This is a genomic window from Mycobacterium sp. IDUB_37 (assembly GCF_055419245.1).
The window spans coordinates 1-20,905 of record NZ_JBVAXG010000011.1 but is presented as its reverse complement, the minus strand read 5'-3'; the positions used below and the strand labels follow the sequence as shown (position 1 = coordinate 20,905).

The window sequence follows — 20,905 nt, the reverse complement described above, 5'->3', positions numbered from 1 at the left end:
CTGGATATTGCTGCGGCGGCAATCACCACAGCTTGGGTGACCGGAACACGTTGGCGGGGTCGTCGCTGCCCGTTCGGGACACTTCGCCGATCGCCCGCAGCGCGCGCTGCAGCGCTTCCAGGCCTGACTCGTCGATGCACTCGACGATCGCGCGGTCCAACTCGGCCGCCGCGCGGCGGCGCGCTGTCACGTATTCGAGCGCCTTCGGCGTCAGCACCACGACCTTTTCGCGTTGGTCGGTGGTGGACGCCGTGGTCTGCAGGTAACCCTCGCGGCACAGTTCACCGACGAGCTTGCTGGCCGCCTGGCGGCTGACGTCGAACTGCCGTCCCATCTCGGAAATCGTCATCGGACCCGGCTGGGCATACAGGGCGAACACGTAGTTCATCGCGAAGCGGCGCTGGGGAAAACCCGCGGCTTCCATCTCGGTATCGAGACGGTGGACATAACTCCACCAGGCCATCCGCAGCGCCTGCCCGAGCTCGGTCTGAGGTGACTTCAGAACGCTATCGTCAACCATGATTGACAATGTAGTGCACCGCGCCTACGCTCCGTAATTGTCAACCACAGATGACAATTAGGAAGGAGCCTCCAGTGGCCAAGATTCGTATTATTTCCGCGGGGGTCCTGTGCGCCGCGGGCCTGTCGCTTGCCGGTGCACTCGCCGGGCCGGCCGTCGCCTCGGCGGCCCCGGGTCAACCGGACATGGGACCGTCGGTCGGCGGCCAGATGCATCCGGGCGGGCCGCCGATGCGCCCGACCCCGCCGCCGACACACCCGATTTACCACTACACCGATGATCTGACCCACCCGGTCTGGTCGGTCACCCACCCGTTCTGGGCGCTGATGCCCTAGTTCGGGCAATACGGGGACGTCTAGACCCGTTCGGTCAGGTCCGTTCCGGCGGTTTCCGGGAGCAGATAGATGCAGCACAGGCTGATGCTCACGATGATGACCAGCATCGCAGTGATCGCCCAGCCCCCATAGGTCGCCAACAGCGTGCTGGCGATCAGTGGCGGCACTGCACCGCCCAGGATGCCGGCGAGGTTCGCCGCGAGCGCGGTACCGGTGTACCGGTAGCGCGTGGCGAAGAGTTCGGGGATGAACGACGTGGTCGGCCCGGAACCGAATGCGGCGATGGCGTACATGCCGATCACCGCCACGGCGAACAGACTCGAATTGCCGGAATCGATCAGCGGCATGACCACCAGCGACCACGGCAGCGCGACCGCCCGGCCGAGCAGCAGGATGCGGCGGCGCCCGACCCGGTCGCACAGACCCGCCGACAGCGCCGACAACACGATGCAGACCACCCCGCCCAGCACGCCGTCGAGCAGGATCAGGCCGCGGGACAACCCGAGATGGGTGCGCGCGTAGGTGGCGAAATAGGTACTGGCCAGGTAGATGAAACAGAAACCGCTCATCGAACTGCCCGCCGCCAAGAGGATCTCCCGTCGCTGTCGGCGGATCACTTCCATAAGGGGCGCGCCAGGCTTGCCGTGCCGATTGGCCTTCTCGCGGGCGAACACCGGGGTTTCGCTGATATTGAGTCGCACATACAGGGCAATGGCGATCAGCGCGGCGCTGATCAGAAAAGGTATTCGCCAACCCCACTGCATGAACGCGGCGCTGTGTTCACCGATAGTCCAATTCACGCCCAGAAAGGTCAGGCTGGTCAGGACCAGCGCGATGCCTCCGCCGATCGGGGTGAACATGCCATACAGACCGCGCTTGCCGGGAGGCGCGTATTCGGCACTGAGCAGCGCCGACCCGGCCCACTCGCCACCCACGGCAAATCCCTGCAATAAACGCAGGCCGGTCAGGATCAATGGCGCTGCCATTCCGATGGCAGCCGTGCTCGGAACTAGGCCCACGGTCACTGTCGATACGGCCATGATCAGCAAGGTGGCGATCAGGGTCTTCTTTCGCCCCAGCCGATCGCCGAAGTGCCCGAAAACGGCCGCCCCGAGTGGCCGTGACACGAATGCGGCGGCGAATGTCCCCATCGAGGCGATGGTGGCCACCCCTGGGCTGAGATGCGGGAAGAAGACGGTGGGAAACACCAAGGCTGCGGCAGTGCCGTAGATGAGGAAGTCGTAATACTCGATTGCCGAGCCGACCAGGCAGGCGGCCGCAACTCGCCGCATCGATGTATTCGGTGGGCCCGCCTGATCCGTGTCCCCCACCACAGCCAGGCTGTGTCCCTCCACGCCAAGGACGGTATGCGCGGACGGCGCCGCGCGCTCGTATCCACGCCCATGAACCTGCTGGCAACATCCTGGATGTTGCCCAGTCGTGACTTCCCATGCTGATGCGTTACCGGATCGAAATCGCTGGTCGGCCCCGCATTTGCGCACCCCTGCGTCAATATGTGCAAGCAATCACACTATCTTTACTCAATAGTTTCCTATGGATATTGTCTAGCTAATGTTCAGATGCGCCAGATAGGTGAAGCCGATGAGACGTCATGCGATGAGTAACGGAACCGCTGTTGCCACTGCTGTGCGCGCCAGTCACCGGGTCGCCCGCAGTCGCATACGTCCAGTCCATCGGACTATCAATCATCGCGCGAGTGTCTTTGCTCTCGGCCTGGCCGCAGCACCGAAAAACATCAAGAAGTCACGACACGACCTCGCTCAATGGTTGCAACCTCTGGCGCTCGACCCAGACCAGGTCGACGAGATTCTTCTCGCGGTCAGCGAAGCCGTCACCAACGCCGTTGAACATGGCAGTGACTGCGACGAAAGCAAGTGCGTGCTGATCCAGGCTGCTGCGCAAGACCGGACAGTGACCGTGTCGGTCAGAGACAGCGGACGCTGGATAACGGAGCACCCGGATCCGGCCGCCCGCACTCATCGCGGACGCGGACTGCTCCTGATCCGGGAGGTCGCGGACAACGTCGAAATCACCTGCACGCAGAGCGGCACCCAAATCGTCATGCGGTTCGACATGCTCGGGACCGCAGCCGACCAAGCTGCCAGCTAGTAGTCGACCGCGAGCTACCCTTCGGCCAGTAGTTGCTTCTTGAGGACCTTGCCCAGCGCATTGCGGGGCAGCGAATCCACCAGCCGTACCTCGCGTGGCCGCTTGTGCACCGAAAGCTGTTGGGCGACATAGTTGGTCAGCTCAATGGGGTCTGCGGATCCGACCACGTACGCGACGATGCGTTGGCCCAGATCCTGGTCGGGCAGACCGACAACCGCGGCCTCCGCCACGCCCGGATATCCGAGCAGCACCGTCTCGATTTCGCCTGCGCCGATCCGGTATCCGCCCGACTTGATCAGGTCGACGGACTCGCGACCCACGATCCGGTGCATACCGCCCTCGTCGATGACGGCGACGTCCCCGGTTCGATACCACCCATCCTCGCCGAGCGCTTCAGCCGTCGCCTCGGGCCGGTTCAGGTAGCCGTCGAACAGCGTCGCACCCCGAATATGAAGCTTGCCAACAGTTTCCCCGTCGTGCGGGACCGGGTCGCCGTGGTCATCGACCAACCGGGTCTGCACACCGGCCAGCGGCAGACCCACCCAGCCGGGCCGGCGCTCCCCGTCGGCCCGGGTCGACAGCGTGATCAGGCACTCCGAGGCGCCATATCGTTCGATCGGCTGATGTCCGGTCAACCGCTCGAGCCGTTCGAACACCGGTACCGGTAGCGCTGCGCTACCGGACACCAAAAGCCTTGCTCCCCTTAAGGATTTGGCTGCGGATTCGTCACCCGCCACCCGCGACCACACGGTGGGCACGCCGAAGTACAGCGTGCCGTTTGCCGCCGCATACCCGGCGGGCGTCGGTTTTCCGGTGTGCACGAAGCGATTTCCCACCCGCAGCGAGCCGAGCAGACCCAACACCAGACCGTGGATGTGATACAGCGGCAAGCCGTGCACCAGCACATCGTCGGCGGTCCACTGCCAAGCCTCGGCGAGCGCGTCCAGATCGGCGGCAATGGCCCGCCGGCTCACCTGGACGCCCTTGGGCAATCCCGTTGTGCCCGAGGTGTACACCACCATCGCCAAGGCGTCGGGCGGCGGCTCGGCGTAACGGTGCCACGATCGGGCATGCAAACGCACCGGAATGTGCGGCAACCCCTCCGACTCGTCGGGCGTCGGGCCCAGCCAGGCTTGCGCGCCGGAGTCGGTGATCATGTGCCGTCGTTCGGCGACGCCGACATCGGCGGGTACCGGAACAACCGGCACCCCGGCGATCAGGCATCCGGTGATCGCCAACACCGTCGATGCCGTCGGGGTGGCCAGCACTGCAACGCGATGTGCTCCCGCCACCCGCTCGGCCACTGAAGTGGCGGCGCCGACCAGATCGCTGCGGCTCAGGGTGAGCCCGTCGATAGTGACAGCGTCAGGAATGTCGGTGGCGGTAACAGCGGCGGGATTCAGTGAGCTCAGCAGCACTCCAGCGAGGCTACCGCGACCCGCTGGCTGCGATGCGAGAGGCGCTGTGCCGGACGTTACGCGTGCCGGGGCTTACGAGTGCGGTGTCGGAAACAACGGCCGCAGCGCCGCCGGGGCCCGGAATGGGGTCCAAGTGCCCGCCGGCTGAGCCAGCCGATCCGCAATCGCCCAGATGGTGGCCGGGTGGTGTCCGTAGCCGATGTGGCTACTGAGCACCTCGATGTTCTCGGCACGCTCGGACGGCGCGTTGATGCAGGTCTGCCAGGCCACCATGCCGTCGTAGCGCGAATAGATCGAGGTCGCGGGCACCGGCATGGGCGCGTCCTCGCCTTTGAGAGGGTAATCGGCCCGCTCGACGTGGTTGCGTGCATGACGGTTGAAACCGCGCGCCGCGTGGGACTGACCTTCGTGCTGAATGCCAAACGGGCTGCCCAGCGTGATCACCTGGCGAACCGCCGCCGGATTGTTGCGGGCCAGGGCGCGCGCGAAGATGCCGCCCAGGCTCCACCCGATCAAGCTGACCGGGGCGTCGTACCGGTTATGCAGCCGGTCCAGAAGGTCGGGCATCCCGGACACCGCCTTCTTCGTGGGGCCGGTATTGCGGCCCAGTCCCCAGCCGTGCACCCGGTATCCGAGTCGCCGCAGCAGCCGTCGCAGCGTCCAGGTGGATCCGTCACCGGCCAGCAGGCCGGGCAGCACCAGGACCGGGTGGCCGTCCCCGACCGGCAGCATCCGACGCAGCGGCAGCACCGTCACGAGCTGGCCGTATTCGGCCACCGCACGCGGGACGTCAGTCAGATAGAGAGCCCTGCTCGGGGCGACGGCGAGTCCGGCGGCCAGGGCATTTACCGGCGAATTCACAGCTTCGGCCGTCCACATCACGCCTCCTCGTCCCAGATCTTCATCAGGGTGGCCAGAATCTCTTCGCCGCGGCCGAGCCCCGCGAGGTGACTTTCGCCCGGCAGGTGGAAGAGCTCGGCGTTCGGGAGCCGGGACACGACGTGCTCGCCGTGCGCGAACGGGATGATGTGGTCGTGGTCGCCGTGCCACCAACGGACCGGGACCGTCACGTCCGCCAGCCGGAATCCCCAGTCGCGGGCAAAGATGATCACGTCATTGAAGGGCGCGGCCAGCTGTTTGCGGCTGCCGTTGAGCAGGTCGTCGAGGAACATTGCCTTGAACTCGGGACGGGCAAACATGTGCCGGTCAGCTTGCGGCGAGAGCAGGGCGTAGACGTCGAGCGCAGGCGAGGCGATCGGCCGGGCCGCCCGAATCAGCAGACTGGCACCTATCCGTAACGGGTTTCCGCCGATCCGCAGCAGCGGAGCGATGCGAATGCCGAGGTCCATGGCGCCACCACTGATGGCGTCGGGGCCGTGCGTCGGCGCCACGCCACCGAGCACCCCGACCGCCACCACGCGGTCGGCCAGCCCCGCAGCGCTGGCCAGGGTGTAAGGGCCTCCACCGGACAGGCCGACGACGGCCATCTTGTCGATGCCGAGGGTGTCGGCGACGGCACGCAGGTCATCGGCGAACGCCGAGATCGTCTCGTACTGATGCGGGGTCGACGAGCCGATTCCGGGCCGATCGACGCCGATCAGGCGAATGTCGTGGTGTTCGGCGTACACCCGGGCCTCGGTCGGGATCTGCCGGCGGGCCCCTGGCGTCCCGTGCAGCCAGAAGACCGCACGGCCTTGCGGCGCACCGAACTCGGCGAAGCCGATCTGGCGGTCCTCGCCGACGGCGATGTTTCCTTCGAGTTTCGGGCGGGCAATCGCAACGACCATGGCCAGCAGCCTTTCATGCGAAGCGGCCTCGATGCGACGTTATCTGGCTAACTGCACTCCAGGCGCAGCAAGAAATCAGCTGGCGTGGGCTCGCCGCTTGCGGGTCCGGCAGGCTCCGAAGCGGAGCAATACCGTGGTGCCGTCCGCCCGTCCGTCGATGGTGCAGTCGTCGGCAAGGGCGCGCATCAGGATGAGTCCGCGGCCACGGATGGAAGTCTGTGTTCGGGGGGCGGGCTCGACCCATCCGCCCTGGTCGGTGACGCTGATCTGCACTTGCTGAGCACTCGCGTCGTACGACATCCGCAGTGTCATCAGACCGTTGCTATCGGTGTCGTCGTAGGCATGGTCGACGCAGTTGGCCAGCGCCTCATCGGTCGCAAGCAAGATGTCGCAGAGCCGCTCGTTGTCGATATCCACCGCGCCGGTCAGCCAGGCTTTCACCTTCTCGCGAAAATTGGCCACCGTCTGTCCGTCGGCGAAACCGCTTTCGACAAATGATTCGGCAGCGCTCGCCGGCATAGGAGAAGTCATACGGAGTTACCCGGCCTCAGCTTCTTCGAGATCCAGACCTGCGACGGCGTCAGCCACCGTCCGGTAGACCCCGATAAACGTATCGATCGACAGAATGTGCAGCGGCCGACTAGTGGCGGGACCGTCGGCGACCACCGCATAGGGCATGTCGCCGGCGGTGTTGTAGGTGTTGATCAGCACCCCGATGCCGGCCGAACCCAAGAAATCCACCCGCGACAAGTCGATGATCAGAGCGGATGGCTGGCGCGAAGTCGCGCTGTCCACATGTTGTTGAAACTGCGGTGCCGTCAGTAGGTCGATGGTGCCGATGGCGGACAGCACGACGGCGGAATTCACCGTCTGCTCCACGACCATCAGGCCTTGGTGAGCGTGTTCGCGATGAGCCATGATTTGCCCGTTCCGTCCTTGCTGGTGATTGGGCGCATGAAGGCAGGGTTTAAACCGGCACACGGTCTATCAACAACTGGCGATTCAATATTTACTTCGCTGTTAGGGTACCGCGGCTTGTGTTTTCCCGGTACCGCGTCAAGCTAAACGTTCAGTACCCGGTTCCCGATAACCCGCCGCTCCCGCAAGTCGGTCAGTTCGCTATCGGAAAGGCCGAGCCCGCGCAGGATCTCGTCATTGTGCTGACCGAGCGTCGGCGCTGCGCTGCGATGGTGGCGGTCGGGACCGGGAGTGATGCGGAACGGCCAACCGGGATAGCGGTGCACCCCGCCGACTGGGTGCTCGAAGTCTTCATAGAACGCCCGGACCTCGAGTTGAGCGAAGTCGTACATCCGATCGCCGGTCGTCAGCTTCTCAGCCGGAATGCCCTGTGCGCGAAGGGTTTCGACGACCGATTCTGCCGTCTGGGTGCGAGTCCAGGCTGCCGTCAACTCATCGAACACGTCGTGGTTTATCGCGCCCTGGTCCGGAATCGACAACGCCACCCAGATCCCGTCCGCACTCGTCGGATAGACGCCCTGCAGATAGCCTCGCGCACGGTTGCCTTCCCGCGCTCGCACCAGACCATTCATCGAGTACTCGATCACTGGTTCGGCGGTGAGACAGGCAGCGACTTCGATCTGGGCGATCTCGATCAACTGGCCCTCGCCGGTGCGGCGACGGTGTTCCAGCGCGGCCAGCAATGCGACGCTGGCATGCACGCCGACGATCGGATCGGCCGGTCCCTGCAGGTTGCACGGCGGGCCGTCGGCGTAACCGGTGGCGGCCGTCATCCCGGACGTCTGTTCGAAGTTGAGCGCCCAGCCCACGTAGTCACGCCAGGGCCCCTCGAGGCCGTATCCGGGCATCCGAACCGCGATCACATCGGGGTTGCGCGTCACCAAAGACTGGTAATCCAAGCCGAACTGCTCGACCACCCGCGGCGAGAAGTTCTCCACGACGACGTCGGCGTCCGCGGCCAGGCGATGCGCGATCTCGCGACCGCGCGCCGAGGTGAGGTCGAGCGTGATGTCTCGCTTGTTGAGGTTGGTGGCCTGCCACATGGCGCTGCGCTCGTACCAGTCGTCGCCCTCGAACGGGTAGGCGCCGGAGTAGCGAAACCCGTCGGGGCGCTGGATGGATTCGACCTTCACGATCTCGGCTCCGAAGGCACCCAGGTAGCAGGTCAGATACGCACCGGCCCAGAAGGTGCTCAGGTCCAGCACCCGAATTCCTGCGAACGGCGATGAATCCGCGGGATCGTTTGCAGGCGACGACAATTCGGCTTTTGTAGTCCATCGGACCGACGATTCCCCGCGACGTGGCGCCGAACCAGGCTGGGACACCGGAGTTTTCGACATCCGAAACGGCGCCCCTGGTCTGCGGAAGCCGCCGGACTCGACGAAGAAGCCGCGCTTGGCGTACTGCGGAGACTCCAGAATCGTCGCGCCGTCGTTGACCGGCGCGGCCGGAATGCGCATGGCCTGGCTCAATTCGATGGTCTCGGCCACCGTCCGCTCGGCAAGCAACGGTTCTGCCTTCGCGAAGAATTCGGCCCGCTCGGGGCCACCCATCATGATGGCGATCTGGTGCTCGCCGAACTCCGGCAAACCCAGCATCGCGCACACGTCGAGCCAATGTTGCCCGGTCAGACAGTTGATGCCCACCCAGCCGTCGGCGGCGCGGACGACACCCAGCAGGGGCCCGCCACGCACGTTGGACGGTAACCCCAAGCTGCGCATCCGCTCGGCCATCAACATCGGGTACGGCAGGGTCGACAGCAGCGACTCGAACTCCGACACGTCGACCTCGGTCACCCGGCCCGACTTGGGCAGTCGCAGTGCGGTCAGCGCCCCCAGTGCGCCGTATCCGGCCGCGACGTACTCGGCGATGCGAGCGCCGGCCTGGACCGGCGGACGCTGTGGATCACGGAGGCTGACCCAGCCCGACACCGCCTGCATGGTCAGCGGTGTGCCGATCCGGTCCCGCCACGGCCCGGACTGCCCGAAGTAAGAAAGCCTGAGTAGCACCAGATTTGGGTTGATCCGGGACAGCTCCTCGGCACCGAGTCCCCGGCTTTCGAGCGTGCCGGGCGGAAAGTTTTCGACGACGATATGGGCATGTGCGATCAGATCGCGGGCAGCAGCCTGGTCGCCCGGCTTGTCCAGATCCAGGGTCGTGGCGCGCTTGCCGGCGTTCAGGTACTCGAACAGGCCGCCGTGGTCGGGGGCGGGGTCGCGACCATTGGTCGGGAACGGGCCCCACCGGCGCAGCGGGTCACCGGCGGGCGGTTCGATCTTGATGACCTCGGCGCCGAGGTCGACGAAAAGCTTTGTGGCGTAAGGACCAGAGATCTCTGTGGCGATTTCGACGACGTGCAGCCCCGCGAGGGGTCCGGTCACAGCGGGACCCCGATGGCCATCGGTTCCATGTACTGGTGCAGGCCGCCGATCCCACCGCCTTCGCGACCCAACCCGCTGAGTTTGAAACCACCGAACGGCGCGCCACCGGCACCGCACCCGTTGACCGCAATCTGGCCGGTGCGAATCCGGCGGGCGACACCGACGGCACGGTCCACGTCGGCGCTCCATACCGCGCCCGACAGGCCGTAGCGCGAGTTGTTCGCGATCGCGACGGCGTCGTTGTCGTCGCGGTACCGCAACACGCTGAGCACCGGCCCGAACACTTCTTCTTGTGCAATAACCGAATTGGGCTCGACGTCGGTGAGAATCGTCGGCTCGAAATAGAAGCCCACGTCCAGGCCCGCCGGACGGCCGCCTCCGGTGACCACCTTGGCCCCGTCGCGCAGCGCCGCGGCCACGTGTGCCTCGACCCGGCCGCGCTGCGCACCGGTGATCAGCGGGCCCATCTGCACATCGGGATCCGTCGGGTCGCCCACCTTGACCGCACGCGCCAGCGCGACCAACCGGTCGACGACGTCGTCATGCAGCGAACCGGGCAGCAACAGCCTGCTCTGCAGGATGCAGGCCTGTCCGGCATGCAGAGAGCAACAGTCGAACAGCATCTGCTGCAGCATTTCGTCGGTGACCTCGGCGTCGTCGAGGATGATGCACGCCGACTTGCCGCCTAGCTCCAGCAGAATCCGCTTCAACGTGTCGCCCGCGGCGGACATGACCTGGCGTCCGACGACCGTGCTGCCGGTGAAGCTGATCATGTCGATCCGCGGGTCCGTGGTGAGCAGCTTGGCGGCCTCGACTCCGGACGGCGTGACGACATTGACCACCCCCGGCGGGAAGTCGGTGTGCTCGTCGATCAGTCGCGCGAGCGCCAGCCCCGCCAGCGGCGTGAGCGGTGAGGGCTTCAGGACGACGGTGTTGCCCGCGGCCAGCGCGTGGTTGAGCTTCATGACGTTGAGGCAGTGCGGGAAGTTCCACGGCGTCAGGACCGACACGACGCCGAGCGGTTCGTGGCGCAGCAAGGTGGTTCCGGCGCCGATTCCGGTCACCTCCTCGTCAGCCAACTGGGTCGCGAGCTGCGCGGCGTGCATGGACATGAATGCGGCACCGTCGACCTGCATCAACCGCTCGTTGGCGATGCATCCCCACTCCTGCTGCGACAGGGCGTAGAAGTCGTCGGCATGTTTGAGCAGTGCATCACCGAGTTGGCTGAGGCACTTCGCTCGGCCCTCGGCGGTCGTGGTGGCCCACGGACCGTCGTCGAATGCGCGGCGCGCGGCGCCGATCGCGTCGCTCACCTGGTCGACACTGGCATCGGGCGCGGTGGCGAAGGCCCGCTCGGTTGCCGGTGAGATGTCGTCGTATCGACCGTCTGCGGGCTCTACCCATTTTCCGTCTATGTAGAGCTGGTAGGTGTCGATCAGTGGTGCAGTCATCTGCGTCCTCACCCAATTTCGGTCATCTACCAAATTTGTGTACACCCGCTAGACGCGGGCGTCAATCACCGATCGACCCAATTGCTGCCCATTCCAACGTGTTGAGGCTGTGTTGACAGCGGTACACAGCCCAGAGTAGACACGTCTCGTAGGACACTTTAAGCCAATGTGTCGGATCGGAGGATTGCTTGCCGTGCACCCAGACCCTCCGCTGCACTCGTCGGATGCCCCGCTGCACTCTCCCGACTTCTACGCCGGTGACCCGTATCCGACCTATCGGGAGCTGCGCGCGACGTCGCCGGTGCATTGGAATGACGTCACCAAGTTCTGGGCGTTGCTCAAGTACGAGGACATCCGATTCGTCTCGAGCAACCCGGCGCTGTTCACCTCGACCAAAGGCATCACGATCCCCGACCCGGAGATGCCGAATCCGGTGCAGGACGGCAACCTCATCTTCACCGACCCGCCGCGGCACCGGCAGATGCGCAAGCTGATCAACGCGGGTTTCACTCGCCGCCGCGTCTCGGTGCTGGAGCCAAAGATCCGCGAGATCGTGCGCGGCGTCCTCGATGAGGTCGAACCCGGTTCGGTGCACGAGTTCGCCGAAGAGATCGCCGCTCCGCTACCCACCCGAATGATCGCCGAACTGATCGGCGCCCCACCCGAGGACTGGGAGCAGTTCCGAGCCTGGTCGGACGCCGCCACCGGGGCGGCGGACCCCGAGATCGAACTCGACTCGTTTGTCGCACTGGGCCAGTTGTTCGAGTACTTCCAGAAGTTGATCGCCACGCGGCGCGCCGAACCCCGCGACGACCTGCTGTCGGTACTGGCCGAAGCCGAGATCGACGACGAGCGACTCACCGATGAGGACCTGCTCAACTTCGCGTTCCTGCTGCTGGTGGCCGGCAACGAGACCACGCGCAATCTGATTGCGCTGGGCACGCTGGCCTTGATCAATCACCCCGACCAAAGCCGCCTGCTGGTTGCGGACCCCACGCTGATCCCCGTCGCGGTGGAGGAGATGTTGCGCTGGAACAGCCCCGTGGTCAGCATGTCGCGCGTCGCGACAACGGATATCGAGATCCGCGGCCAGCAGATTCGCGAGGGCGACGTGGTGTCGATGCTCTACGGCTCGGCCAATCGCGACGAGGACATCTTCGGCAGCGACTCCGAGGAGTTCAAGGTGACCCGGCACCCGAATCCGCACATCGCGTTCGGGTGCGGCGAACACTCCTGCATCGGAGCACAATTGGCGCGCCTCGAGGCGACCGTGCTGTTCGAGGAGCTTCTGCAACGCTTCCCCCGGTTGGAACTGGTCGGCCAGGTGGACCGGATGAGGGCGACCATGGTGCCCGGGGTGAAGCGGATGCCCGTACGACTGGGGGCTTGAGCTGATGGAACTCGAATACACGCCGGAACAGGAGCAACTGCGCGCCGAGATGCGCGCGACGCTCCAGCAGGTGATGACGCCGGAGCGCATCGCGGCGATCGGCGAAAAGGTCGAAGGCGGCCCCGGTGTGCGCGACTGCGTCCGCGCGCTGGCCGAGGCCAACCTGCTGGGCGTAGGCTGGCCCAAAGAATATGGTGGACGCGGCTTTTCGGCCATCGAGCAGTTCATCTTCGCCGAGGAGGCCCGTCGGGTCGCCGCCCCGGTCCCGTTGGTGACACTCAACACCGTCGGACCCACCTTGATGCAACGCGGCAGTGAGGAACAGAAACAGCGGTTCCTGCCGGCGATTCTGGACGGCACGGTCGAATTCGCCATCGGCTACTCCGAGCCGGGTGCGGGCAGTGACCTGGCGTCGGTGCGCACCACGGCGGTCCGCGACGGTGACGAGTACGTGATCAACGGCCAGAAGATGTTCACCAGCGGCGCCGCCTACGCCGACTACATCTGGCTCGCCGTCCGCACCGACCCGAATGCCAAGAAACACAAGGGCATTTCGATCCTCATCGTGCCCACCTCATCGCCTGGGTTCTCCTGGCAACCACTGCACACCATGCCCGGCATCTCGACGTTCTACACGTTCTACGACGACGTCCGGGTACCTGTCAGTGCATTGGTGGGCGAGGAGAATCAGGGCTGGCAACTGATCACCACCCAGTTGAATTTCGAACGCGCCGCCTTGGGGAATCTGGGCGCGCTGGAGCCGCTGTTCGAAAAGACCCTGGCCTGGGCGACGGCCACCGAACTCGACGGCGGGCGCGTCATCGACCAGCCCTGGGTGCAACTCGCACTGGCCCGTGTCGAAGCACAGGTCGCCGCATACAAACTCGTCAACCTGCGGGTGAACGCGGCCATGACCAAGGGCGCGCTCAACATGGGCGAGGCGTCGGCGGCGAAGGTGTTCGGCACCGAACTCACCCAGCAGGTCGCCCGCGAACTCATCGAAGTGCTGGACGGCAACGGCATTCGTCGCGGCGCGGATGCCCCACTGCGGGGCGCGCTGGAATCCGCCTACCGGCAGGCGGTTATCAACACGTTCGGCGGCGGCGCCAACGAAATTCAGCGCGACATCATCGCCATGGCGGGTCTGCTTATGCCGCGGGCACCTCGTGACCTGCGGGCCACAACGGAGTCGGGAGGATCGAGTAAGTGACAGACGCTGAGCTCCAAGCAAAGGTGCGGGCCCTGGTCGACCGGCCCACCGGCGGTTCCGGAAAGCCCTCGGTGGCACCGGATCCCGTCAACCAGCCGATGATCCGGCACTGGGCGTACGCGCTTGCCGACCTCAATCCCGTTTACATCGACCCGGATTTCGCGGCGACTTCGCGGTTCGGCGGGATCGTGTCGCCACCGGTGATGTTGCAGACCTGGACGATGCCATCGCCGAAACTCGAAGGGATCGGGGAACGGGGCGGCGCCCCAATGGAAATCAAGTCCAACCCGACGGCATTCCTGGACGAGGCCGGCTACACCAGCACGGTGGCCACCAATTCAGAGTTCGAGATCGCACGTTATCCGCGCCTTGGCGATGTGATCAGCGCGACCACGGTGTACGAGTCGGTCTCCGACGAGAAGACGACAGCGCTGGGGACCGGCTTCTTCCTGACCTGGCTCACCACCTACACCGACCAGCACGGCGAAATCCTTGGGCGGCAACGTTTCCGGGTGCTGCGATTCAGGCCGGCGGCACGCTGATGGCAACGCGCATGGCACCGGCCATCAGCCCGGACACCGAGTTCTTCTGGAATGGGTTGAAGGAGCACAAACTCCTGATCCAACGGTGCAGCGGATGCGGAGAACTGCGCCACCCGCCCCGCCCGATGTGCCCGAACTGCCGGTCACTGGACTGGGAGACCATCGAGGCATCGGGTAAGGGCACGGTGTACAGCTACGTGATGCCACACCAGCCGCGGGTGCCGTTCTTCGACTATCCGTACGTCGTTGCGCTCATCGAACTCGAAGAAGGCGTCCGGATCGTGTCCAACCTGACCGACATCGACCCGGCCGACATCACCGTCGGATTGGCGGTGCAACTCTACTTCCAGGCCTATGACAACGACCTTGTGCTGCACCAGTTCCGGCCGAGTGGGTAGGTAGCACGCCATGGACTTCACCTTCACCGAAGAGCAGGAAACCATCGCCAAGATGGCCCGCGAACTGTTCGAACGCCGCGCCACCCCGGACCGGCTCACCGAACTCGAGGGCGATGGTGTCCGCTACGACGAGGGGCTCTGGAAAGAGCTCGCCGCCGCCGACCTGCTGGGCACCGCCTTGCCGGAGTCGGTGGGCGGTAACGGCGGCGGTTTCGTGGAACTCGGGGTGCTGCTGGCCGAGGTCGGCTGGAGCGTCGCCCCGGTACCGGCTTACGCCACGCTGGTGTTGGGCGCCGACCCGATCGCGCGGCACGGAACTCCCGAGCAACAGCAGCGTATTCTGCCGGATGTCGTTGCCGGACAACGTATTCTGACCGCCGGCCTGGCCGAGCCGGGTCGCTCCGATCCGAGATCTCCCGTGACGACGGCTCGACGGGACGGATCGAACTGGAGACTGGACGGGGCAAAAGAGTTGGTGCCGGCCGCTACCCTGGCCGACACGGTGCTGGTTCCAGCGTCTACCGACGACGGGCAGGTAGACCTGTTCCTAATTGCGGCGAACTCCGCTGGTGTGGAGATTCGTCCGGTGAAGACCACCAACCGGGAGCCGCACGCCGACGTATTCCTCGATGGTGCAATGATATCCGATGACGACAGAATTTCCGGTGATCGGCTGATCGACTCGCTCTACACCAGAGCCCTGATCGGGCTCTGCGCGATTCAACTCGGTGTCGCAGACCGGGCGCTGCACATCGCTGCGGAATACACCACCGGGCGTGAGCAATTCGGCCGGCCGATCGGTAGCTTCCAGGCCGTGCAGCAGCGGATGGCCGACGCCTTCATCGACGTCGAGGCGATCCGGTGGACCACCTGGCATGCGGCGTGGCTCGCCGCCGACGGGCGGCCCGCCGACCGCGCGGCACGCATCGCGAAGTTCTGGGCCGCCGAAGCCGGCGCTCGCGTAGCCGCCACCGCCCAGCAGGTACACGGCGGGATCGGTATCGACACCACCTACCCGCTGCACCGTTACTTCTTGTGGGCCAAGCACAACGAGCTCACCCTTGGTCCGGCTTCCCAGCAGCTTGCCCTCCTGGGGGCGACATATTCGGAAGGACACGCATGACGACCACCGCCAGCCGCCACAGCACTCTGCGATGGAGCGACATCTCCGAGGGCGATGAGGTGACCCCGCTGGACATCGCGATCACCACCACGATGATCGTCGCGGGTGCGATCGCGTCCCGCGACTTCATGCCGGTGCACCACGACCGCGACTACGCCAACAAGCAGGGCTCGCCCAATCTGTTCATGAACATCCTGACCACCAACGGGTACTGCGTGCGATTCCTCACCGACTGGGCCGGTCCTGAGGCGATGGTGAAGAAGCTGTCGATTCGCCTAGGCGTGCCCTCCTTTCCGGACGACCCGCTGCATTTCACCGGCAGCGTCACCGGCAAAAGCGAAGGCACCGACGGTGAGAACTTCGTCGAGGTGACTTTTCAGGGCGCCAACAGCCTGGGCAACCACGTATCGGGCACGGCGGTGCTCAGCTTGCTGGACGGAACTGGCGCATGAGCAAGCTTCCCGGCGCGGCGGCAATCGTCGGAATCGGTCAGACGGAATTCTCCAAGGAGTCTGGCCGCAGCGAACTGCAGTTGGCGTGCGAGGCGGTGAACAACGCACTCGAGGATGCCGGGTTGGCACCCAGCGACGTCGACGGCATGGTCACGTTCACCATGGACTCCAGCGACGAGATCGATATCGCGCGCAATGTGGGCATCGGGGACCTGAGTTTCTTCAGCCGCGTGCACCACGGCGGGGGCGCGGCTTCCGGCACGGTGGTGCACGCGGCGATGGCCGTCGCCACGGGTGTCGCCGACGTCGTGGTGTGCTGGCGCGCCTTCAACGAGCGCTCCGGCTTCCGCTTCGGTGGCAGCGGGCGCACCAGTGCCGAAACCCCGTTGTTCATGGCGCATTACGCGCCCTTCGGCTTGATCACCCCCGCCTCGTGGGTGGCGCTGCACGCCCAGCGCTATATGTCGACCTACGGTGTTACCAACGAGGACTTCGGCCGCATTGCCGTCGTCGACCGCGCACACGCGGCCCGCAATCCCGACGCGTGGTTCTATGAGCGACCAATCACGTTGGAAGACCACCAGAATTCGCGCTGGATCATCGAACCCGTGCTGCGCCTGCTGGACTGCTGCCAGGAGAGCGACGGCGGCGTCGCGTTGGTGGTTACCAGCGCCGAACGCGCACGCAACCTGCGCCAGCCGCCGGCGATCATCACCGCCGCCGCCCAGGGCGCGGCGGCGAACGGCGAGATGATGACCAGCTACTACCGCGACGACATCACCGGGTTGCCCGAGATGGGAGTCGTCGCCGACCGACTGTGGCGCGACTCGGGTCTCAAGCCTGCGGACATCCAAACCGCCTTCATCTACGACCATTTCACGCCGTTCGTGTTCACTCAGCTCGAGGAACTCGGCTTCTGCGGGCGGGGCGAGGCGAAGGACTTCGCCACCATCGAGCGGCTGTCGCTGGGTGGGGAGTTCCCGATCAACACCAACGGCGGTCTACTCGGCGAGGCCTACATCCACGGCATGAACGGCATCACCGAAGGGGTCCGCCAGGTGCGGGGCACGTCCTACAACCAGGTCAACAACGTGGAACACGTACTGGTCACCTCGGGTACGGGAGTGCCGACCAGCGGGCTGATTCTCGCCGGCGCCGACTAGGAAGCTGACTCGGTGCCGCAATGACCCAGGCCTCGCCCGAAACGCGAACCGACACACGCGAACTCATCATCGACTCGGCGTATGCGTGTTTCAGTAAGCACGGCCTGCTGAAGACGACGATCGTCGACATCGCCAGGGAGGCAGGCGTTTCGCGCAGCACGATCTATGAATACTTCAGCGACAAAGGCGCCATCCTGGAAGCCTGCGCGGAGCACGCCTCCGAGCAGTTCTACCGCGAGATGACCCGGGCGATGAACCGCGGCGATTCGCTCGAGGAAAAGCTGTCCAACGCAGCGGTATTCGTCACTGCGGCGCGGCGAGCCATCGCCTCCGAAGAGTACTTCGACGAAGACGCGATCAGCTTGCTGCTCACCAAGGACGCCGCGGTGCTGCTGCGCGAGTGTATCGATTTCTTCGCGCCCTACCTGTCCGCCGCCAAGCTCACCGGCGAGGTGCGCAAGGACCTCGACGTCGAGTCGGCGGGTGAATGGTTTGCACGAATCCTGTTCTCGTTGTTCAGCACCGCGTCGCCGATCCGCGACATGGACGATCCCGACGTGGTGGCCAAGTTTGTCAGCGCCCATGTGGTGCGGGGCTTCGCCGACGATCGGCGAGGTCCGGTTCGAGGTCCGGTTCGTGGACCGTCGCGAAATCGAGTGCCCTAACCTTCCAGCGAGGATTTGAGTTGCGCGCCGTACAGGCTTAGCGATTCGGCAGTCAACATTTCCTCGTGTGAGCAGCGGATCGAGTACTCGGTAATGTCGCCAGCAACGTAGGGTCGCCATTCTTCCAGCAGTGACGAACTGCGATGGCTCTCATCCGGCACAGCGGAGAATATGACGATGTCACCCTCCAATGCACCCGGTTCGTGAGCCCGCTGCAACCCTTTATTGGTATCCAGGTTCTGCACAATCGAATCCAGCAGCTCTTTTTGTCGGGGAAACTCCACTGCTGCCCGTTCGCGAATCAGTTCGTCCACCTGCTCGTAGCTGAGCAACCCATCCTGTTCTGGAACATCGATGCGGTAGAACCGCAGCACTTCCTCCAGCGTCTCGTGCTCGACCGAGACAGGGTCTGGTAGCGCGACGCCGGCGTCGACGGTGGGTTGAGCGTCGAGAAGGACGACGCGTGCGACCAAGCATCCGCGACGGCGGAGTTCGATGGCAAGTTCATGGACGACGACGCCCCCGAAAGACCAGCCGAGCAGGTGGTAGGGCCCGGCAGGATGCACCCCTTGAATCCTGTCGGCATAATTTTTCGCCATCTCGCGAATTGACTGAGGTTCGGTTTCGTCGCCGTGCAGGGTTTGTTGGATGCCAATGATTGGGCAGTCCAGGTAAGTACCAAGACGCTGATAGGGCCAACTCACTCCGCCCCCGGGATGGATGCAGAACAGCGGAACCCCGGTGCCCTCCTTGAGGACCTCGATCGGGACTACTTCCACCTCGCTGGTATCGCTGCCCAACTGCTGGCTCAAGCCACTGACCGACGGCGCATGGAACAAGGTGCGCACCGCCAGGCGGGTATCCAGGCGGGTATTGATCGCGGCGACCACCCGCATCGCCGACAGCGAATCCCCGCCCAGATCGAAGAACGAGTCGTCGACCCCGACCAGATCGAGCCCGAGGACTTGGGCGTAGATCTCGGCCAGGATCTCCTCGGTCGGCGTGGCCGGTGGGCGGTAACGGTCGCCATCGGAATACTCCGGCGCCGGCAACGCCCGTTTGTCGAGTTTGCCGTTGGGTGTCAGCGGCAGCGACGGCAACACCACCACCGCGGCGGGAATCATGTATCCAGGCAGCCGGTCGGCCAGCGCGGCGCGTATCTCCGCCGGGTCCGCAGTCCCGGTCACATATCCGACGATGCGCTTGTCACCGGGACGGTCCTCGCGGGCGATCGCCACCGCCTGCTCTACCCCAGCCAACCGGGCCAACGCGGCTTCGATCTCCGCAAGCTCGATGCGATACCCGCGGATCTTGACCTGCTCGTCGGCGCGCCCCAGGTACTGCAGTTGCCCGTCAGCGCCCCACCGCACCAGATCCCCGGTGCGATACATGCGTTGTCCTGCCGCCTCCGGGAACGGGCAGGCCACAAACCGGGACCCGGTCAATCCGGCCCGCCGCCAATACCCGACGCCCACACCGGCGCCGGCCACGTACAACTCACCGACCACACCGACCGGCACCGGACGCAGCAACCCGTCGAGAACAAACAACGCCGCTCCCGACACCGGCGCACCGATCGGCGGCGCCCCTGAGCCCGGGGTGAGCGGCGCGCTGATCGAGACATCCACCGTGGTCTCGGTGGGACCGTAGGCGTTGATCATCATCCGCCCGGGCGCCCAGCGATCCACCAGCTCGGCCGGGCAGGCCTCACCGCCCACCACCAGCGCCGCTGACTCCAACCCCTCCGGAGACAGCACCCCGAGCGCCGACGGCGTCTGGGAAATGACGCTGACCTGTTCGGTGATCAACAATGCGTTGAGGTCATCCGCGGAGCGGGCCGCCGACTCGGGCACCACCACCAGCCGGCCACCGTGGAACAGCGCACCCCAGATCTCGCGGACCGAGGCGTCGAAGGCGTAGGGATGCCACTGGGTTGAGACCTTTACCGGTCCCGGCCAGGGTTCCGGCGCAGTCAGGCCGGCGTCGAGCGATGACATCAGCTGAGTGACGTTGTGATGAGTGACGGCAACGCCTTTGGGGACGCCACTGGTGCCCGACGTGTAGATGAGGTGGGCGACGTCGTCGGGAGCCGGTGCGGGTGGGGCGGTGCTGGGTTGGATGTCGAGAACGGGGTCGTGCACGTCGATGACTGGTAGTCCATACCGGTCTAACCGGACGGCCAGGTCAGCGGTGCTGATCGCGGCGACCGGCGCGGCGTCGGCGAGCATGAACCCGATCCGTTCAGCCGGCAACGCCGGGTCGATGGGCAGATAGGCCGCTCCGGTCTTGAGCACCCCCAGGATCGCCATGACCGCCTCGGCCGACCGCTCCAAGAGCAGCGCCACGATCGCACCGGGGCCCGCACCGCGGGCGGACGACAGCTGCGCGAGCCGGTTGGCGGCCTCGTCGAGTTCCCGGTACGTCATCGACCGGCCCTCGAAGCTCACCGCAATCGCGTCCGGGGTGCGGGCCACCTGCGCGGCGAACAACGCCGGAATCGACACCGGCGGCGGCGCGGCCCGGGTAAGCGCGGCACGGTTGCCGACCTCAGCCAGCCGCGCATGCTCAGGCTCATCGAGCACATCGATCAACGAGACCCGCTGGGCCGGCTCGGCGGTCATCGCTCCCAAGACCCGCCGCAGCCGCTCGATCAGCGCCTCGATGCTGCCCGCGTCGAACACGTCAGTGCGGAACTCCACCCTGCCGCCGATCCCGGCGGGCTCACCGGCCTCGGTCCAGCGTTCGGCCAGGGTAAAGGTCAGGTCCATGCGGGCGGCGTGGGTGTCGACCGGCAGTGGGGTGGCGTGCAGATCACGCAGTGCCATCCCGGCGCCGGGTGCTTGAACGTCTGCAGCGTCCGGCCCGGCGAAGTTCTGCCAGGCCAACATCACCTGGATCAGCGGGTGATGGGTCAGACTCCGGGCCGGATTCAACCGCTCCACCAACAGCTCGAACGGCACAT

20 protein-coding genes are annotated in these 20,905 nt (G+C 65.4%); 10 read left to right on the top strand and 10 right to left on the bottom strand.

What is annotated here, in order from left to right; genetic code table 11:
• Window positions 1-22: 22 nt before the first annotated feature.
• Entirely contained in the window at window positions 23-520 is a 498-nt protein-coding gene (locus tag ACZY1I_RS27475; RefSeq protein WP_463759990.1) for a MarR family winged helix-turn-helix transcriptional regulator, read from the bottom strand.
• Window positions 521-594: 74 nt separating this feature from the next.
• On the opposite strand from ACZY1I_RS27475, the gene ACZY1I_RS27470 reads away from it, so the two are divergent.
• Entirely contained in the window at window positions 595-855 is a 261-nt protein-coding gene (locus tag ACZY1I_RS27470) for a hypothetical protein (RefSeq protein WP_463759987.1), read from the top strand.
• Window positions 856-875: 20 nt separating this feature from the next.
• Here ACZY1I_RS27470 and ACZY1I_RS27465 read toward each other — a convergent pair whose 3' ends face one another.
• The gene (locus ACZY1I_RS27465) at window positions 876-2,147 is read right to left on the bottom strand and encodes an MFS transporter (RefSeq protein WP_463760369.1); all 1,272 of its coding nucleotides are present in this window, start codon (window positions 2,145-2,147) and stop codon (window positions 876-878) included.
• Between the two features lie 310 nt (window positions 2,148-2,457).
• On the opposite strand from ACZY1I_RS27465, the gene ACZY1I_RS27460 reads away from it, so the two are divergent.
• Window positions 2,458-2,985, top strand: coding sequence for an ATP-binding protein (locus tag ACZY1I_RS27460; RefSeq protein ID WP_463759983.1), 528 nt, complete (start codon window positions 2,458-2,460; stop codon window positions 2,983-2,985).
• A 14-nt stretch (window positions 2,986-2,999) separates the two neighbouring features.
• Here the strand turns inward: ACZY1I_RS27460 and ACZY1I_RS27455 are convergent, their stop codons facing one another.
• From ACZY1I_RS27455 to ACZY1I_RS27425, 7 genes are all read right to left on the bottom strand, one after another.
• The gene (locus ACZY1I_RS27455; protein ID WP_463759979.1) at window positions 3,000-4,403 is read right to left on the bottom strand and encodes an acyl-CoA synthetase; all 1,404 of its coding nucleotides are present in this window, start codon (window positions 4,401-4,403) and stop codon (window positions 3,000-3,002) included.
• A 72-nt stretch (window positions 4,404-4,475) separates the two neighbouring features.
• Complete coding sequence (locus ACZY1I_RS27450) at window positions 4,476-5,282, bottom strand: alpha/beta fold hydrolase (protein WP_463759976.1); 807 nt, start codon at window positions 5,280-5,282, stop codon at window positions 4,476-4,478.
• Window positions 5,282-6,190, bottom strand: a complete 909-nt coding sequence (locus ACZY1I_RS27445) for an alpha/beta fold hydrolase (RefSeq protein ID WP_463759972.1) — start codon at window positions 6,188-6,190, stop codon at window positions 5,282-5,284. The genes ACZY1I_RS27450 and ACZY1I_RS27445 overlap by 1 nt, the downstream gene beginning before the upstream one ends.
• A 75-nt stretch (window positions 6,191-6,265) precedes the next feature.
• Entirely contained in the window at window positions 6,266-6,721 is a 456-nt protein-coding gene (locus tag ACZY1I_RS27440; RefSeq protein ID WP_463759970.1) for an ATP-binding protein, read from the bottom strand.
• 6 nt (window positions 6,722-6,727) lie between these two features.
• Window positions 6,728-7,108: an STAS domain-containing protein gene (locus tag ACZY1I_RS27435; RefSeq protein ID WP_463759967.1), complete on the bottom strand. Its 381-nt coding sequence runs from the start codon at window positions 7,106-7,108 to the stop codon at window positions 6,728-6,730.
• Window positions 7,109-7,251: 143 nt separating this feature from the next.
• Window positions 7,252-9,549 (bottom strand): CaiB/BaiF CoA transferase family protein, encoded by a 2,298-nt coding sequence (locus tag ACZY1I_RS27430; RefSeq protein ID WP_463759965.1) that lies wholly within the window; start codon window positions 9,547-9,549, stop codon window positions 7,252-7,254.
• Window positions 9,546-11,000, bottom strand: a complete 1,455-nt coding sequence (locus ACZY1I_RS27425; RefSeq protein WP_463759962.1) for an aldehyde dehydrogenase family protein — start codon at window positions 10,998-11,000, stop codon at window positions 9,546-9,548. Before ACZY1I_RS27425 ends, ACZY1I_RS27430 begins: the two co-directional genes overlap by 4 nt.
• 193 nt (window positions 11,001-11,193) lie before the next feature.
• Between ACZY1I_RS27425 and ACZY1I_RS27420 the strand changes: the two genes are divergently transcribed.
• From ACZY1I_RS27420 to ACZY1I_RS27385, 8 genes are read left to right on the top strand one after another with little or no spacing between them, the layout of a single operon-like run.
• Window positions 11,194-12,390, top strand: coding sequence for a cytochrome P450 (locus tag ACZY1I_RS27420; protein ID WP_463759958.1), 1,197 nt, complete (start codon window positions 11,194-11,196; stop codon window positions 12,388-12,390).
• Window positions 12,391-12,394: 4 nt separating this feature from the next.
• A complete protein-coding gene (locus ACZY1I_RS27415) occupies window positions 12,395-13,600 on the top strand; it encodes an acyl-CoA dehydrogenase family protein (RefSeq protein ID WP_463759955.1) in 1,206 nt (401 codons plus the stop codon).
• Window positions 13,597-14,142, top strand: a complete 546-nt coding sequence (locus ACZY1I_RS27410) for an FAS1-like dehydratase domain-containing protein (protein WP_463759953.1) — start codon at window positions 13,597-13,599, stop codon at window positions 14,140-14,142. Before ACZY1I_RS27415 ends, ACZY1I_RS27410 begins: the two co-directional genes overlap by 4 nt.
• Window positions 14,142-14,540: a Zn-ribbon domain-containing OB-fold protein gene (locus ACZY1I_RS27405; protein ID WP_463759951.1), complete on the top strand. Its 399-nt coding sequence runs from the start codon at window positions 14,142-14,144 to the stop codon at window positions 14,538-14,540. Before ACZY1I_RS27410 ends, ACZY1I_RS27405 begins: the two co-directional genes overlap by 1 nt.
• A gap of 10 nt (window positions 14,541-14,550) precedes the next feature.
• Window positions 14,551-15,663, top strand: coding sequence for an acyl-CoA dehydrogenase family protein (locus ACZY1I_RS27400; RefSeq protein ID WP_463759949.1), 1,113 nt, complete (start codon window positions 14,551-14,553; stop codon window positions 15,661-15,663).
• Window positions 15,660-16,115, top strand: coding sequence for a MaoC family dehydratase (locus ACZY1I_RS27395; RefSeq protein WP_463759946.1), 456 nt, complete (start codon window positions 15,660-15,662; stop codon window positions 16,113-16,115). The genes ACZY1I_RS27400 and ACZY1I_RS27395 overlap by 4 nt, the downstream gene beginning before the upstream one ends.
• On the top strand, window positions 16,112-17,278 hold the full coding sequence (locus ACZY1I_RS27390) for a lipid-transfer protein (protein ID WP_463759944.1): 1,167 nt from the start codon (window positions 16,112-16,114) through the stop codon (window positions 17,276-17,278). Before ACZY1I_RS27395 ends, ACZY1I_RS27390 begins: the two co-directional genes overlap by 4 nt.
• A 20-nt stretch (window positions 17,279-17,298) precedes the next feature.
• On the top strand, window positions 17,299-17,943 hold the full coding sequence (locus tag ACZY1I_RS27385; protein ID WP_463759942.1) for a TetR/AcrR family transcriptional regulator: 645 nt from the start codon (window positions 17,299-17,301) through the stop codon (window positions 17,941-17,943).
• On the opposite strand, the gene ACZY1I_RS27380 is transcribed toward ACZY1I_RS27385, so the two are convergent.
• Window positions 17,940-20,905: non-ribosomal peptide synthetase (locus tag ACZY1I_RS27380; RefSeq protein ID WP_463759938.1), on the bottom strand; the 2,966-nt coding region annotated here is incomplete at its 5' end. The genes ACZY1I_RS27385 and ACZY1I_RS27380 overlap by 4 nt on opposite strands.